This is a genomic window from Aquibacillus albus, from assembly GCF_016908325.1.
Classification (GTDB): domain Bacteria; phylum Bacillota; class Bacilli; order Bacillales; family Amphibacillaceae; genus Aquibacillus_A; species Aquibacillus_A albus.
In genome coordinates this window covers 1-15759 of record NZ_JAFBDR010000035.1, presented here as the reverse complement: position 1 = coordinate 15759, position 15759 = coordinate 1, and the positions used below count along the sequence as shown (strand labels likewise).

Sequence of the window (15759 nt, the reverse complement as noted above, 5' to 3'; positions counted from 1 at the left end):
AAGAAAATGATAAGGAAACTAGTAGCAATAACAAAAAAAGCCTTTTTTAAAAATGTAATTATAATGGTAACTGGTACAGCTGCTGCGCAGGTTATAAATTTTATTTTAACTCCTATAATTACACGTATCTATGGTCCTGAAGCTTTTGGGGTGATGGGTATATTTATTGCTATTGTTAGTGTTATTGGACCAATTTCAGCATTAACATATCCAATTGCTATAGTACTACCTAAAGAAGAAAGAGATGCTAAAGATTTAGTAAGACTTTCACTGTTATTAACAATATTTACTTCACTATGCATATTTTTAATTCTTGTTATTTCATCTAAACAATTAGTTAGATTATTTGAAATAAATGACATTTCTCATTATTTATATTTTATACCTGTTGTGATCTTTTTTAGTGGTTTATTTCAAATTGCTGAACAGTGGGTTATTAGAACCAAAGAGTTTATTGCTATAGCAAAAGCATCTTTGTTTCAAGCTATCATTGTACAGGGTAGTAAGGTATTAATCGGAACTATCTATCCGTTTGCTACGACACTTATATTGATACAGGCGTTTAGTGAAGGAATTAGAGCTATTCTAATAATTTTTTTTAGAAAGAATAGAAGGATAAATACAAATAAGACTTCCATAATAGACTTTACTTCTTTAAAAAAATCGGCTTTAAAACATAAGGATTTCCCAATATATAGAGCACCACAAGTATTAATTAATGGAATTAGTCAAAATATACCTGTTTTATTATTGGCTAGTTTGTTTGGTCCTACTTCTGCGGGTTTTTATTCATTGGGTAGAATGGTTTTAAATATACCTACACAATTAATCGGAAAGTCCTTTGGTGATGTTTTTTATCCACGAATAAACGAGGCTGCAAATAACGGTGAAAAAATAACTAAAATTATTTTAAAAGCTATAGTTAGTTTGTCAATATTGGGAATCATTCCTTTTGGGATAATAATTGTACTAGGGCCATCGCTTTTTAGCGTTATATTTGGACTGGAATGGGAGGTTGCAGGTGAGTACGCTAGGTGGATTGCAATAGTTGTTTTTTTTATACTCATATATCAACCATGCATAAAATCTTTTCCGATTTTATCTGCTCAAAGATTTCATTTATTTTTTACAATTATTTCTTTAATTGTTAGTGTTGTTGCATTTTTATTAGTAGACTTTATATATTCTAATGATTTAATCGCAATAGCACTTTATGGGGTTTCCAACGCTTTTTTGAATTTTTTGTTAATCATAATTACTCTTGTTATGAGTAAAAGATACGATAGAAAGTTTGCAACAGAGGAAAGAATATTACAAAATAGGTATTTTGGATAATTATTATAAATGGGGGGATTGGTTTGAAGTTGATTTTATTGTCTGGAGGATCGGGAAAAAGATTGTGGCCACTTTCAAATGATATTAGATCAAAACAATTTCTGAAAATACTTGAGGGTGATGATGGTCAAAAAGAATCAATGGTACAAAGGGTATGGAGGCAAATTAAATCAGCAAATCTTCATGACTCAACTCTAATTTCAACTTCAAGTATTCAAAAAGAGATGATACATCATCAGTTAGGATTAGAAGTTCCAGTTATAGTTGAACCAGAACGTAGAGATACTTTTCCAGCCATATCTTTAGCAGCATCCTATCTTTATTCTATCGAATCAATAGATAAAGATGAAGTTGTTGTAGTTTTACCAGTAGACCCGTATGTAGAAGATAGCTTTTTTGAAAGAATTAAGGATTTAGAAGAAACTATCAAAATTTCTAATACAGATTTAGCGCTAATTGGGGTTACACCAACATACCCATCTTCAAAGTATGGATACATCGTACCTAAGAAATATGAAAAAAGATATCTTCACGTCAGTCACTTTTCCGAAAAGCCTAATGAAGAAAAAGCTAAACTATTAATTAACAATGACGCCCTATGGAACTGTGGCGTTTTTTCTTTTAAATTAGGGTACTTATTAGATATATTAAGAGCTAAGAAATTACCACTGCAGTATGAATTATTAAGTAAACAGTATAGTAAATTAACCAAGATAAGTTTTGATTATGAGGTTGTTGAAAAAGCAAACAACGTTGTCGCTCTCTCTTATGATGGTTATTGGAAAGATCTCGGTACTTGGAATACATTAACAGAGGAAATGGATACAAACCAAATAGGTAAAGGTGTAATAAGTAATGATTGTAATGGGACACACCTGATAAATGAATTAGACATTCCTATTACTGTATTAGGCGTGAATAATTTAGTAGTTGCTGCGAGTCCTGATGGTATTTTAGTTAGTGACAAGATGTCGAGTCCAACAGTGAAAGATTTAATTAAGGGATTTGATCAACCTCCTAGATTTGAAGAACGAATTTGGGGATGGTCAAAGACTTTAGATTATTCGAAGTATGAAAATAGTGAAGAAATGGTGACAAAACATATAGGTATTGAACACGGTAAGAATTCTAGTTACCATTTCCATAATTTGCGTGATGAAGTTCTTACAATTGTTAAAGGGGAAGGTGAACTTGCCTTAGATAATAGCATAACTAGAGTAAAGGCTGGAGATGTAATACATCTTCCCGCAGGGAAAAAGCATGGGTTGAAAGCAATTTCAGATTTAGAATTTATTGAAGTACAAACTGGGGCAGGAATAACTGATGAAGATTTTATTCGTATATTCTTTGACTGGGAAGATGTAATTGCACAATTCAAGAAATCAAAGGCAACTGTTATTTCATAAAAACAATGAAAACTATTGCGTATTATATATCAGATTATGGATTTGGTCATGCGTCAAGGAGTATCGCAGTTATTCGCGCAACGTTGAAACACAACAAAGATATAAAAATCATTGTATGTCATTCATTTGCATTAGATTTTTTAAAAGATTCTTTAAAAGACTTGAATGTTGAATTTCGTAAACTTAAAACGGATATCGGTTATTTTCTTCAGACAAATAATATTTTTCCAGATCCTGCGAAAATTGAAAGAGAATATATTAGATTTATAGATGAATGGGAAATTAAGTTAGAAAATGAAAAAGATTTCTTATCTGAAAATAAAGTTAATTTAGTCATTTCAGATATATCACCATTACCTTTCATACCAGCCAAACAATTAGGGATACCATCGGTTGGAATATCTAATTTCACTTGGTATACCGCATATAAAGGAATGGTTGTTGAAAAGTATCTAGAATACTTTAAAAAATCATATGTGAAAATGGATTTCTTTTTTTCGTTAGCAGGGGAAAATGAGCAACAACTGTGTAATAAAAAGAAACACAGATTTAATTTTCTTGCCAGGAATACTGAAAAAGAAGAGGTCGAAAGAATTATTGATTCCATTAATCCAGATAAAAATAAGACAGTAGTTTATTTTGGGCTTGGAATGAAGGTAGATATAAATGATTTACACAGTCTTGAACTATGGAATAGTGACGATTGTGTTTTTTTAGTTTCAAGTAATCTAGAGATTGATAAGCCAAATGTCTATAAGATTCCCAAGCAGTACACTGAGTCACAAAATTATGTAGCCGCATCAGACATCGTCATATCAAAAGCAGGGTGGAGTACAGTGAGTGAAGCTATATTAAATCATAAGCCACTTATTGTATTAAATAGAAGTTTTATGAACGAAGATGGAAATACAATTGATTACTTAAAGAAAAATAATTATGTCAAGTTAATAAACTGGGATGAATTGAAGAAAATTAGGATTGATACTAGTTTATTGACTGAGTTGAAAAAACAGCATACCGGAAAATTAACCAATGATGTATCAAAGGTTTCTAATAAGATTCTACACCTTTTATAATGGAGTCATGAAAATTATTATTTCAACTAGCCAATAATTTTTATTCTGTTTTATCACCCTTTTTTGAAATGATTAATAAGCTCATAATGACTAAGGTTGTAAAACTGCCAACTAGCATTCCAGTAATAAATAAAGTCATAAGAACACCTCTATATTTTAATACGTAACAAATAGTTATTAGCCACATAATTTCCTTATATTATAGTTCATTTATATAATAGAAGCTACTCTTGATAAACGTGCTTATCTTATTAGATAAGCACGTTTTATTATTGAATGTGTTTAGGACAAAGGGGTGGTTATCATTTTATCAAAAATATAATTAATAAGAACCTAGTGTAATTGGAAAGGCCTTCGGGTTCACTCAAGGAGTTGGAGTAAAGTGAACAAAAAGCATACGGTAATTATTGCTGAGGACCAGACATTATTTCGTGAAATGATTATTAGCATTATAAAAGAAATGCAAGAATTTGTGGTTATTGCAGGGTTAAACAACGGAGAAGAAGTCATTGATTTTATTAAAAAGAAGGAAGTTCTACCTTACATGTGTCTGCTCGATATTCAAATAAGTGAGACCGATGTCATGGAATGTGCAGCTTGGTTAAAAAGTGAATATCCAGAAATGAAGGTTGTCCTTTTAACAGATATAAAAACGGATTCCTTTATGGAAAAAGCACTCTCGATAGGTGTAGATGGCTATGTGTTGAAGGAGTCGAGCTTAGATCAATTTAAACAACTACTACGATTAATTGATGACGGTCAATTTATCGCACCAAAATTTTTTGTGAATCATTTTTCTGAAAGATTAATAGGATTACAAAAATTAGAGAAGGAAGGATCTATTCATACGATTCGAAAAAGATTCCAGCATCAGAAGGATTTACATGATCGGGAGCTTAGGTTGATTCAATGTATAAATCGAGGGTGGTCAAACCGAATGATTGCTGAGGAGCTTTCGATTAGTGAAGGGACAGTGAAAAATTACATTTCAGAGATGTATAAGAAATTAAATATTAGCAATCGAACAGAATTAAAGCAGCTCCTTGCAAAAGTGACTAGTTAAAAAGTACTAATTCAAGATAGGGACCGCTAAAGCTCTGGTAAATCTAATAGGAGTGACTGCATTTTTACCAATAAAATAGGTCTATTAATTTATATATATTACTGAAAGTTACCCCATTTATTTACTATACTTAATTTTAATAAGTTACGTTGAGAAAATCAGAGGAGGGTAGGACATGATAGCAAAAAAAATGAAAAAATTTCTATCCTTACCTTCACATAAAAAGAAATTATATTTCGAAGCATTTTTATATTTGGCTATGGCACGTTTATTAAAAGCATTGCCGTTTGCAAGAGTGACTAAGCTATTGAATTTTCAATCAAATGAAACAACATTTGAAGTCTATCAAAACCCTACTAATGTTAAAGAGGTTTCTAGAGCAATTGCTACAATGAGTAGACATACTTTATGGGAAAGTGCGTGTCTCGTCCAAGCAATAGCGGCAATGAAAATGTTAGAACGTCGAAAAATAGAAAGTACCTTATATTTAGGAACAGCGAGAGATGATAGAAATAAAATGATTGCGCATGCATGGTTGAGGTGTGGTTCGATGTATGTAACTGGGGGAAGGGTTAGGCAAAAATTTACCGTAGTAGGGGTGTTCTCAAAACCTGTTAATCCTAAAGAGAAGGAGAACCGTAATGGTACAGAATATAACACTTGATACGAGTTTATTTCCTAAGGAACTTGATTTACTACTAGGAATATTGAAGTTAAATAATTATTCTTCTTACATAGAAAATAATAGTCATTTATTAGACAACATAGACTGGGATAAATTTGTAGATTTGACAATCCATCATCGTGTTTTTCCTTTAATTTATAAAGAATTTAAGAAGTACGAAAAATCAATTGTTCCCGATCGTATTATGCAAAGATTAGAACATTACTATACTAACAACACGTTTAACATGCTCGCATTAACTGCAGAGATGGGAAACGTTTGTCAGGCCTTTTCTGACAATAATATACAGGCACTTGTATTGAAAGGGCCAGTACTTGCAGAATCTTTATATGGAAATATATCAGACAGAACTTCAAAAGATTTGGATATTTTGGTTCCAATAGATTCTATAAATAAAGTAAAGACAATTCTTACAGAGTATGGATATATATTAGATAAAAATCAACCATGGATATTGGATGATTGGAAATGGAAATATCACCATCTTTCATATTATCATCCTGAGAAAAAAGTGCAAATTGAAATACATTGGCGTCTTAGTCCTGAAATGGGAAAGGAGCCAAGCTTTGATGAACTTTGGAAACGTCGTAAAGTAAGTGACTTAACGGATGGACCTGTTTATTTACTAGGTTCAGAAGATTTACTATTTTACCTAATGAACCACGGATTTCGCCATGCTTGGTTCAGACTCCGGTGGTTAGTAGACATTAATAGATTACTATCTAAAGAATTAAATCCGTATATAGTAGATTCTCTTTTAAATAAATATGATGCTAAAGTGATGGCAGGCCAAGGCATTATGCTCACTTCAGAATTACTTCATAAAGATGTGAAATATAAGTTTGAATCTTTAATATCAAGCGTTCAAAAGCAAAAAAAGGCTTCACAGTTAGCCGTATATTTTATAAACAAAGGATTAGTTCCCCATTCACGGGACAATCCAAAGGAATTTGTTAAAAAGTATCATAACTACTTACTTTTACAAAGATCTATTAATCAAAGGTTGTTACTTTTATTAAGTAGATTATACCCAAGCTCATGGGATGCCGAAATTCTACCTCTACCTAAGCAATTGAACTTTCTATACTTCCCATTACGGCCGTTTCTCTGGCTAATAAGACAAATAAAAAAACGAACAAGTACCACTCATGGATAACCAAGTAATTTTTTAAATAAAAGGAGGTGAATCAATTGAGCGCGATCGCAGGTATTTACAATGTAGATAAGCAACCGGCAACTCTAGAACATGCCGAGTTAATGATGAAAGAGCTAAGTAAATTCCCTGCAAATGATATCCGAGTATGGAGAAAAGATAATATTTTTCTCGGATGTCACGCTCAATGGATTACACCTGAATCAATCGGTGAACCGTTACCCTATTACGATAACGAAAGACAAGTAGCAATTACTGCCGATACAATCATTGATAATCGAGAAGAGTTGTTTCAAGCTCTGCAGGTTGAAAAAGATAAACGGGAACTGATGCCTGATAGTCAATTGATATTGCTAGCATACTGCAAATGGGGAGAGGATACTCCTAAGCACCTTATTGGTGATTTTGCTTTTATGATTTGGGATGAGCGAGAGCAGAAACTGTTTGGAGCTAGAGATCCTTCGGGGTATCGAACATTATATTATTATTATAATCATTCAAGTTTTACTTTTTGTACCACCATAGAGCCAATACTTGCTTTACCAAACATGAAAAAACGGTTAAATGAACAGTGGCTAGCTGAGTATCTTGCCAATTCCGGAACGATTGACACAGTAGATGCTCGTAGTACACCTTATTGCAACATCGAGCAAGTGCCACCGTTTCATTCTATTTCAATTACTGAAGATAAAATAAAGCTAACTAAATATGGTTCGTTCTTTTCAGGGGAACAATTAAAACTAAATTCTGATGAAGAATATGTAGAAGCCTTTCAAGACGTATTTCAGAAAGCGGTTAATTCAAGACTACGAACGCATCACAAAATAGGAGCACAGCTAAGTGGTGGATTAGATTCGGGAGCAGTTGTTGGTTTTGCAGCAAACAGCTTACGGAAGGAAAATAAAAGGCTGGAAACGTTTAGTTATGTTCCACCCAATGACTTTAAAGATTATACACCGAAACAATTCGTAGCCAATGAGAGTGAATATATAAAATCAACGGTCAATCATGTCGGGGGGATTAAAGAGCATATCCTAGATTTTAACGGTAAAGATCCTTATACAGATATTGATAGTTTTACTGAATCTATGGAAATGCCGTATAAATTTTTTGAGAATTCTTTCTGGTTAAAGGGAATGTTTGAAAAAGCACACGATCAAGATATAGGAGTGTTACTTAATGGTGATAGGGGCAATTTCACTATATCATGGGGATCTGCGTTAGATTATTATGCGGTTCTACTAAAAAAACTTAAGTGGGTTCGTTTATTCCAGGAATTAGATTACTACAGTACAAACGTCGGTGGAGCTAGACTTCGCAGGATACCATTGATTGCTAAGATTGGTTTTCCAGTCATTCAGAAGCTAGCTTCTAGTAAACGTCCTTTGCAATTACCAAGGATGATCAATTCGGACTTTGCTGAGCGGACAGAAGTATTTCATAAACTAGAATCTTATGGAATGGATCAATCAGGCTGGTTTCCTACAACGAGTATTTTTGACCAAAGAAAAAATATAATGGATCGTATTTATCCTTGGAATGCAGGTAATACACTTACTTGTAAATTATCTTTACGTTACGGACTATGGAAACGTGATCCTACCAATGATTTACGTGTCGTCCGGTTTTGTCTATCCTTACCTGATGAACAATTTGTCCAAAAGGGATTCGATCGAGCGCTTATTCGACGATCTACCGAAAATATTTTACCTGACAAAGTTCGGCTTAATCAACGTGTTCGAGGGTTTCAGGGAGCCGACTGTGTTTATAGGATGCTTCCATACTGGGACACTTTCATTCGTGAGGCAAAGCAGCTTATATCAGATAAGAGAATGCTAGAATATTTGGATGCTGATGTTTTAAATCATGCTTTTTCGGAAATAAAGCATCGACCGAGTTCTGAGTATGCAACGAACCTAAATTATAAGATTATGATGCGGAGTCTAATTTTATATAGATTCATGAATAAATTTTCTTGAAGGGGGGTGTTCTATTATGAAAAAAGAATGGAAGAAGCCTGAATTAGAAGAACTTGATGTGAAGATGACAATGCTAGGCAGCACAGGAACAAAACTAGATAATGATTTTCCAGCAGGAACTGAATTCGACGATATTACATTAAGTTAAAAAATATGGCCCTATTATTAGGGCCATATTTTTTTATACTTTAAAGTATGGCTATTGGATGCTTACTGAAGTTTTTAAAAGCTTTGTTAGTTTGAAAAGGAGTGTGTTGGATGTTAGGGATACAAAAAAATATAACCTTTAGCGCATTTGGCTTAAATATTTCCAGTGATTTCCCTTTCCTTGAGTTGCCTATCGTCGATTTGCCGGGAAGCAATGTGGACGTAGTGATAGAGAAAAGAGATTTAACAGAACAAAGGTATAAATATACGAACCCAAACTCTCTTTCTTTTGTAGATGAGAATCAAGTATTATTTGAAATACCTCATGTTGCTATTTTTTTAATTGAAAACGGGAATAAAATATCTGTTTCACCGATGGAAGGGTCTAAAGAAGACCAGCTTAGACTTTATATTCTTGGAACCTGTATGGGTGCACTTCTAATGCAACGGAGAATACTCCCGTTACACGGTAGTGCATTAGCTATAGGCGGAGAAGCATATGCAATTATTGGTGATTCTGGTGCTGGGAAGTCAACGCTGGCAAGGTCTTTTTTGAAAAGGGGATTTAATCTCTTAAGTGATGATGTCATTCCAATTACTTTTGACAAGAACAATATTCCTATCGTAACACCCTCCTATCCGCAACAGAAATTATGGTTAGAGAGCCTGGATCATTTTGGTCTGGAATCAGATAATTATTGTCCAATTATCGATAGAGAAACGAAGTATACGATTCCGATAACCGACAGTTTTGAAACAAATTCAATGCCTCTAGCAGGTGTAATAGAACTAACAAAATCTGAACTTAATCAAACCATTCAATTCCAACCCATACAAGAATTAGAACGGTTGTATACACTTTTTGCGCATACATATAGAAACTTTATCATCAAACGCGCCGGTTTAATGGAGTGGCATTTTCAAGCTTCAGCCAAAATAGCAAGTAAAAGTAATTTATATAAAATGGAACGTCCAATTTCACGATTTACAGCAGACGAATTAGTCGAGCTGATTTTAACTAATGTTGTAAGAAAGGAGGAGTTTATCCATGAGTAAGGTGAAAGAAATATCGATTGAAGCCATTGTAAGTCAAGTAGAAGGAAATATTGTCAGTGATATGGATGGAGAAAAGGTCATGTTAAGTGTACAAAATGGCAAGTATTATAATTTGGGCAGTCTTGGTGGAGAAATATGGGAGTTAATGAAAGAACCGATTTCCATTCAATTGCTCGTATCAAAGCTAATGGATATGTATGATGTTGAACCACAAGAATGTGTCGAACATACGATTGCCTTTATTGGTCAATTGATTGAAGAAGGATTAGTTCAGGTTCAAGAATAGGAATAAACGAATGGAATGGGGGTTAACGATGAGGCATGTGTTTTATTTTTTAAAGCAAATACATGGACATACCGGAAATGTGCTATACATAAACGTGCTTGCGATGATGGGCATCGGCTTGCTTGATGGTATTGCCGTCCTGCTGCTAATTCCTATGATTAGTATGAGTGGCATTGTCAATGTCGAAGCAGGTGATTTTCCGTTTGCAAGCGTCTTTAGCATATTTGAGTTGATTCCTAATCCATTTGCCTTACCATTAATTTTAGGTCTATATGTGATCATTGCTGTTGGACAAAATCTTCTCCAACGTCGCATAACGATACAAAATGCTGTTATTCAGCAGGGGTTTTTAAGGTATATTCAGTTAGAAACGTACCACTCCTTATTGAAAGCAAATTGGGATTTTTTCATTAAAAAAAGAAAATCAGACCTCATTAATATTTTAACTGCCGAAATTGGCAGGACGAATGCAGGCACGCAATCCTTCTTGAAATTGATGGCTTCAGTAATGATTACGATCGTCCAGGTTGCGCTAGCCTTTGTCTTGTCGCCTGGAATTACATCCTTTGTTTTACTATGTGGATTGCTGCTTCTATTTTTAAATCGCAAGTTTTTAAGGCGATCACTTATATTAGGGAATCGGAACTATGAGCTTGGAAGAAGTTTTCTTGCTGGAATTACGGATCAGATTAACGGAATTAAGGATATTAAAAGTAATCGTTTAGAGGAACCAAGAATGAATTGGTATCGATCTATTACGAAGCAAATGCAGGATGAACGAGTGGAATTTACGCGGGTAAAGACGACTTCGCAATCCTATTATAAAATTGCATCCGCCTTTTTTATTGCCATTTTTATTATGGTGGCTGTTCAGTTATTTTCCACTCAGGGTGCACAATTAGTGTTGGTAGTCGTGATTTTTTCAAGGCTTTGGCCTAGAGTATCAGGAATTCAAAGTTCAATGGAGCAAATAGCGTCAACGATCCCATCCTTACGGGAAGTAAAACGGCTACAAAAAGAAACGAAAACTGCGATGGAATTCATGCAAGACTTTGATGATTCCATTCAGCCAATTCGTATCGGGGCAGGTATCGAATGTAACCAGCTTGCTTTTCGTTATGATAAGGATAAGCCAACATATGCTTTAAAGGATATCAATCTATATATTCCTGCCAATCATATCACAGCAATTGTAGGAAAGTCTGGGGCTGGTAAGAGTACATTGATCGATTTAGTGATGGGATTAAACAAACCGGAAATAGGTCAGGTTTGTATCGATGGAACTCCTTTAGAGGGTGATGACGTGCTCGCCTTACGAAAGTCACTCAGTTATGTTTCGCAGGACCCATTTTTGTTTAATACAACGGTTCGCGAAAATCTGTTATTGGTGAAGCCGGATGCTAGTGAAGAAGACTTATGGGAAGCGCTGGAATTTGCATTGGCTGCAGCGTTTGTCCGAGAATTACCGGATGGCCTAGATACATTGATTGGTGACCGAGGCGTGAAGCTGTCTGGTGGAGAACGGCAGCGATTGGTGTTAGCGCGTGCGATTTTGCGAAAACCATCTATTCTAGTACTGGATGAAGCGACAAGTGCCCTCGATACAGAAAATGAAGCGAAAATTCAGAGAGCGATTGAGCAGTTAAAAGGGAAAATGACGATTATTGTAATCGCTCATCGTTTATCAACGATTCGGAATGCTGATCAAGTAATTGTACTAGATAAGGGCGAAGTGGTGCAGCAAGGGGCTTTTCAGCAGCTAGCGGATCAATCGACAGGTGTATTTAGCAAATTAGTAAACCAAGGGTGACTGTTTGCAATAGGAAGTGTTTTTCTGGGGCTATCATCTTCAAAGGAGTCTAAGTATTAGGCTCCTGCCACGTCAATAGATTATGTAACCTTCTGCATATTTTCCCCGCATGACTCTATCACTTACATGCTTGTCAAAAGAATAGTCCAAATAACTAAAATAAGTTACTGAAAGTCATGGAACATGTTTACTATAATAAATAGTAATACAAGTTTAAATGGCTTTTATCATCGTTTATCAGACAAGATGAATCGTTATTATCCATAGCTCCAGGGGTGAACTAGTTTTCTTAGAAATGGAGAGGGTACGAATGAGCGCTATCACAGGTATTTACCATAAAAACAAACAGCCTGTTCCTGAGGATCATTTGACTGGGATGATGGATGCCTTGAGTAAATACCCTGCAGATGATGCTCGAGTCTGGAAGGAAGAATCGATCATCCTCGGATGTCACGCCCAGTGGATAACCCCCGAATCAATAGGGGAGCCGCTGCCTTACTATGATCCAGAAAGACAAATGGCAATTACCGCTGATGCGATTATTGATAATCGTCAGGAGCTGTTTGAAATCCTGCAGGTTGGAAAGGCGAAACGAGATTATATGCCGGATAGTATGCTTCTTTTACTAGCGTATTGCAAGTGGGGAGAAGACATGCCCCAGCATATACTTGGCGATTTTGCGTTCATGATCTGGGATGAGAGAAACAATCAACTATTTGGTGCCAGAGATTTTTCGGGAATGCGCTCGCTTTACTTTTTTCATGATGTTGAACGATTCGCCTTCTGTACGACGATAGCACCACTATTCCGTTTACCTTACATAAACAAGCAGCTAAATGAAAATTGGCTTGCAGAATATTTAGCGATTCCAGATGTGATTGATACGGTCGATGATTCGATTACTGCCTATCAATCTATCGAACAGCTCCCACCTTCCCACTCCATTACCGTAAAGGGAGATAGTGTAACCATATCTCGGTATCAAGCATTAGATTTTAATAAACAGATACGATTTTCAAAAGACGAAGAATATGTAGAGGCCTTCCGAGAGGTGTTCCAACAAGCCGTTGATGCACGACTGCGTACGTTGGGTCCGGTTGGCGTACAGCTAAGTGGTGGTTTAGATTCGGGAGCCGTTGTTAGCTTCGCGGCTAAATCGAACAAGCAATTATATACATACAGCTACACCCCAGAAGAAAATTTTACCGATTGGACACCAGGATACGCAGTAGCAGATGAACGACCGTTTATTCGTGATACCGTTAGTTATGTCGGAAATATGAAGGAACATTTTTTGAGCTTAAATGGTATGAATCCTTACGCGGAAATGGATGATTGGCTCGACATCATGGAAGCACCGTACAAATTTTTCGAGAATTCATTTTGGTTGAAGGGGACCTATGAAAAAGCAAGCAGCCAAGGTGTTCGCATGTTATTAAATGGGGCAAGAGGAAATTTCACGATATCGTGGGGACGAGCTTTGGAGTATTACAGTCGGTTATTGAAAAAAATGCGGTGGCTTTCATTATACCGCGAACTAGGTGCCTATAGTAAAAATATAAACGTACGAAAATCTCTCATCTTTTCTGTCATCGGAAAAAAAGCATTTTTAAATAAATCAAAGTCATCCGATCCATTCCCATCCATCATTCATCCAGAATTTGCGCGTAGGATGGACATTTTTTCAAAGCTGCGTGAAATGGATGCTGTTTCACAATTAAGTGTCAGTGAGATTCGGAAAAAACATTTCGAAAATACGTATGTATGGAATACGACTGGGACTACTGCAACAAAGCTATCCTTACGCTATGGGGCATGGAATCGTGACCCCACCAATGATTTGCGGGTTGTTCAATTTTGCTTAGCGATACCAGAAGACCAATTTGTAAAAAATGGCTGTAGCCGCGCTTTAATCAGAAGAGCAACAGAAGGCTATTTACCAGATAGCGTTCGACTAAACCAACGTGTCCGAGGAATGCAAGCAGCCGATTGGGTTCATCGAATGGCACCGGATTGGAATGCATTTGTCAGTGAGTTAACAGCGTTAGTGGATGATCCGATTTGTGCCTCTTATTTAAATATCGACTTACTGAAAACCTTCTTGCCAAAAGTCAAAAATGGTCCGCAATCAGAGTATGCATTTGATCCTGAAATCAGAGTGTTGATGCGTGCTCTCATTGTATATAGATATTTAAAACGAGGAGGTGATAGCCATGAAAAAAGAATGGAAGCAGCCAGAGTTGGAGGTTCTTGATGTCAATCAAACGATGATGGGACCAGGTTTAGCAAACGTTGATTTCACCTTCGCAGATGAAGATGAAACGATAGAACTTCATGTAAGTTAATAACTTTACTACATCCCCACACCTCAGGCCCTTATACATTCGGTATAAGGGCCTAAGTAACGGGATTTTATATAAATGATTCATCTGGATAGCTGCAAGGAGAGAGGGATCTGTCAATAAAAGGTATGAAGCGGAAAAGCTGGGCGTTCGTTTTTGTTTTTGTAATTATTATTGGGTTGTGTGGAATAGGATACATGATTACCGTTTATGATGCTGCGAAACAAACCATCGACCACAAAGTATATCAATCGGTACAGACCATTGATACGAGCTTAACGAAGAAGAAAATGGAAGAAGAAGAGCCCTTAACGATTTTGCTGCTTGGGATCGATGAAAGAACTGATGATAAAGGACGATCGGACGCACTGATGATTTTAACGTTAAATCCTACAGCCGAGCGCATGCAGCTAGTTAGTATTCCGAGAGATACACGGACAGAAATCGCTGGAATGGTTGGACAAGATAAGATTAATCACGCCTATGCCTTTGGTGGAGTTGATATGGCTGTTGACACCGTCGAGCAATTTTTAAAAATCTCGATTGATTATTATGTAAGGCTCAATATGGAAGGCTTGGTAGGTCTGGTTGATGCACTTGGTGGAATCACCGTACATAACGAATTAGACTGGATCGATACAGGCTATTATCAAGAAGGCTTTCATTACGCCCGCGGCCAGCTAGAGCTGGACGGCCCACAAACCCTCGGCTACGTCCAAATGCGATTCCAAGACGAAGCAGGAGACTTCGGCCGAACCGCCCGCCAACGCCAAGTCATCAAAGCAATCATCGATAAAGGCTCCAACATTCGCTCTATCAGTAATATTGGTGAATTTCTAGACATCATCGGAGAGAATGTAGTCATGAATATGGACTTTGAAGATATAAGAAATTTATTCATTAACTATCGCAGGACGACGAGGAATTTAGATACTTACATGATGCAAGGCGAAGGCACGATGATTGATGATATTTATTATTTGATAGTTGATGAAGAGGAGATTGAGAAAGTGCGAGAGATGGTGGGGAGTAAGAGTTGAGGATGTAGCTGGTAGGTGAGAGGTCGGGATGAGTGCGCATAAACCGGGTGGGGATGAGAGAAAATCCGGGGAAGTTGCGCATAACCGAGGCGAGAGTGAGAGAAAATCCAGGATCGGTGCGCATAAACCGGGTGAGAGTGAGAGAAAATCCAGGATCGGTGCGCATAACTGAGGTGAGAATGAGAGAAAAAGCAGGATTGCTGCGCATAAACCGGGCAAGAGTGAGAGAAAATCCGGGATCGGTGCGCATAAACCGGGAGAGAGTGAGAGAAAATCCAGGATCGGTGATAAAGTCCATATAATTGTGTAAAAAGAAAGGTCATCATCATGACCCCATGTTACAATGTTTTCGACCAAGAAAATAGTAAATGGAGGTAATGA

General features: G+C 36.3%; 14 protein-coding genes. All 14 read left to right on the top strand.

Translation table 11 applies throughout. From position 1 onward, the window contains the following. Positions 1-6: 6 nt before the first annotated feature. The 14 genes from JOC48_RS19785 to JOC48_RS19720 all read left to right on the top strand — a co-directional run bounded on the left by JOC48_RS19785 (position 7) and on the right by JOC48_RS19720 (position 15378). The gene (locus tag JOC48_RS19785) at positions 7-1335 is read left to right on the top strand and encodes a lipopolysaccharide biosynthesis protein (protein ID WP_275580783.1); all 1329 of its coding nucleotides are present in this window, start codon (positions 7-9) and stop codon (positions 1333-1335) included. A 23-nt stretch (positions 1336-1358) separates the two neighbouring features. Beyond that, positions 1359-2741, top strand: a complete 1383-nt coding sequence (locus JOC48_RS19780; protein ID WP_204502141.1) for a sugar phosphate nucleotidyltransferase — start codon at positions 1359-1361, stop codon at positions 2739-2741. A 5-nt stretch (positions 2742-2746) separates the two neighbouring features. Then, entirely contained in the window at positions 2747-3817 is a 1071-nt protein-coding gene (locus JOC48_RS19775; protein WP_204502140.1) for a glycosyltransferase family protein, read from the top strand. 382 nt (positions 3818-4199) lie between these two features. Further along, positions 4200-4880: a response regulator transcription factor gene (locus JOC48_RS21725; RefSeq protein ID WP_338024354.1), complete on the top strand. Its 681-nt coding sequence runs from the start codon at positions 4200-4202 to the stop codon at positions 4878-4880. 175 nt (positions 4881-5055) lie between these two features. Beyond that, positions 5056-5544, top strand: a complete 489-nt coding sequence (locus JOC48_RS19765) for a lasso peptide biosynthesis B2 protein (protein ID WP_204502139.1) — start codon at positions 5056-5058, stop codon at positions 5542-5544. After that, a complete protein-coding gene (locus JOC48_RS19760) occupies positions 5522-6721 on the top strand; it encodes a nucleotidyltransferase domain-containing protein (protein WP_204502138.1) in 1200 nt (399 codons plus the stop codon). Before JOC48_RS19765 ends, JOC48_RS19760 begins: the two co-directional genes overlap by 23 nt. Positions 6722-6756: 35 nt before the next feature. Then, positions 6757-8697, top strand: a complete 1941-nt coding sequence (locus tag JOC48_RS19755) for a lasso peptide isopeptide bond-forming cyclase (protein WP_204502137.1) — start codon at positions 6757-6759, stop codon at positions 8695-8697. A 16-nt stretch (positions 8698-8713) separates the two neighbouring features. Then, positions 8714-8845 carry a paeninodin family lasso peptide gene (locus JOC48_RS19750; RefSeq protein ID WP_204502136.1) on the top strand — a complete coding sequence of 44 codons (132 nt, stop codon included), beginning with the start codon at positions 8714-8716 and terminating at the stop codon, positions 8843-8845. Positions 8846-8955: 110 nt separating this feature from the next. After that, positions 8956-9900: an HPr kinase/phosphorylase gene (locus JOC48_RS19745; protein ID WP_204502135.1), complete on the top strand. Its 945-nt coding sequence runs from the start codon at positions 8956-8958 to the stop codon at positions 9898-9900. Next, complete coding sequence (locus JOC48_RS19740; RefSeq protein ID WP_204502134.1) at positions 9893-10186, top strand: lasso peptide biosynthesis PqqD family chaperone; 294 nt, start codon at positions 9893-9895, stop codon at positions 10184-10186. Before JOC48_RS19745 ends, JOC48_RS19740 begins: the two co-directional genes overlap by 8 nt. 28 nt (positions 10187-10214) lie before the next feature. Then, positions 10215-11996 carry an ABC transporter ATP-binding protein gene (locus JOC48_RS19735; protein WP_204502133.1) on the top strand — a complete coding sequence of 594 codons (1782 nt, stop codon included), beginning with the start codon at positions 10215-10217 and terminating at the stop codon, positions 11994-11996. A 310-nt stretch (positions 11997-12306) separates the two neighbouring features. Continuing rightward, a complete protein-coding gene (locus tag JOC48_RS19730) occupies positions 12307-14250 on the top strand; it encodes an asparagine synthase-related protein (protein WP_204502132.1) in 1944 nt (647 codons plus the stop codon). Continuing rightward, complete coding sequence (locus JOC48_RS19725; RefSeq protein ID WP_204502131.1) at positions 14210-14341, top strand: paeninodin family lasso peptide; 132 nt, start codon at positions 14210-14212, stop codon at positions 14339-14341. The genes JOC48_RS19730 and JOC48_RS19725 overlap by 41 nt, the downstream gene beginning before the upstream one ends. Before the next feature lie 125 nt (positions 14342-14466). Then, positions 14467-15378: an LCP family glycopolymer transferase gene (locus JOC48_RS19720; RefSeq protein WP_204502130.1), complete on the top strand. Its 912-nt coding sequence runs from the start codon at positions 14467-14469 to the stop codon at positions 15376-15378. The last annotated feature ends 381 nt before the right edge of the window (positions 15379-15759 follow it).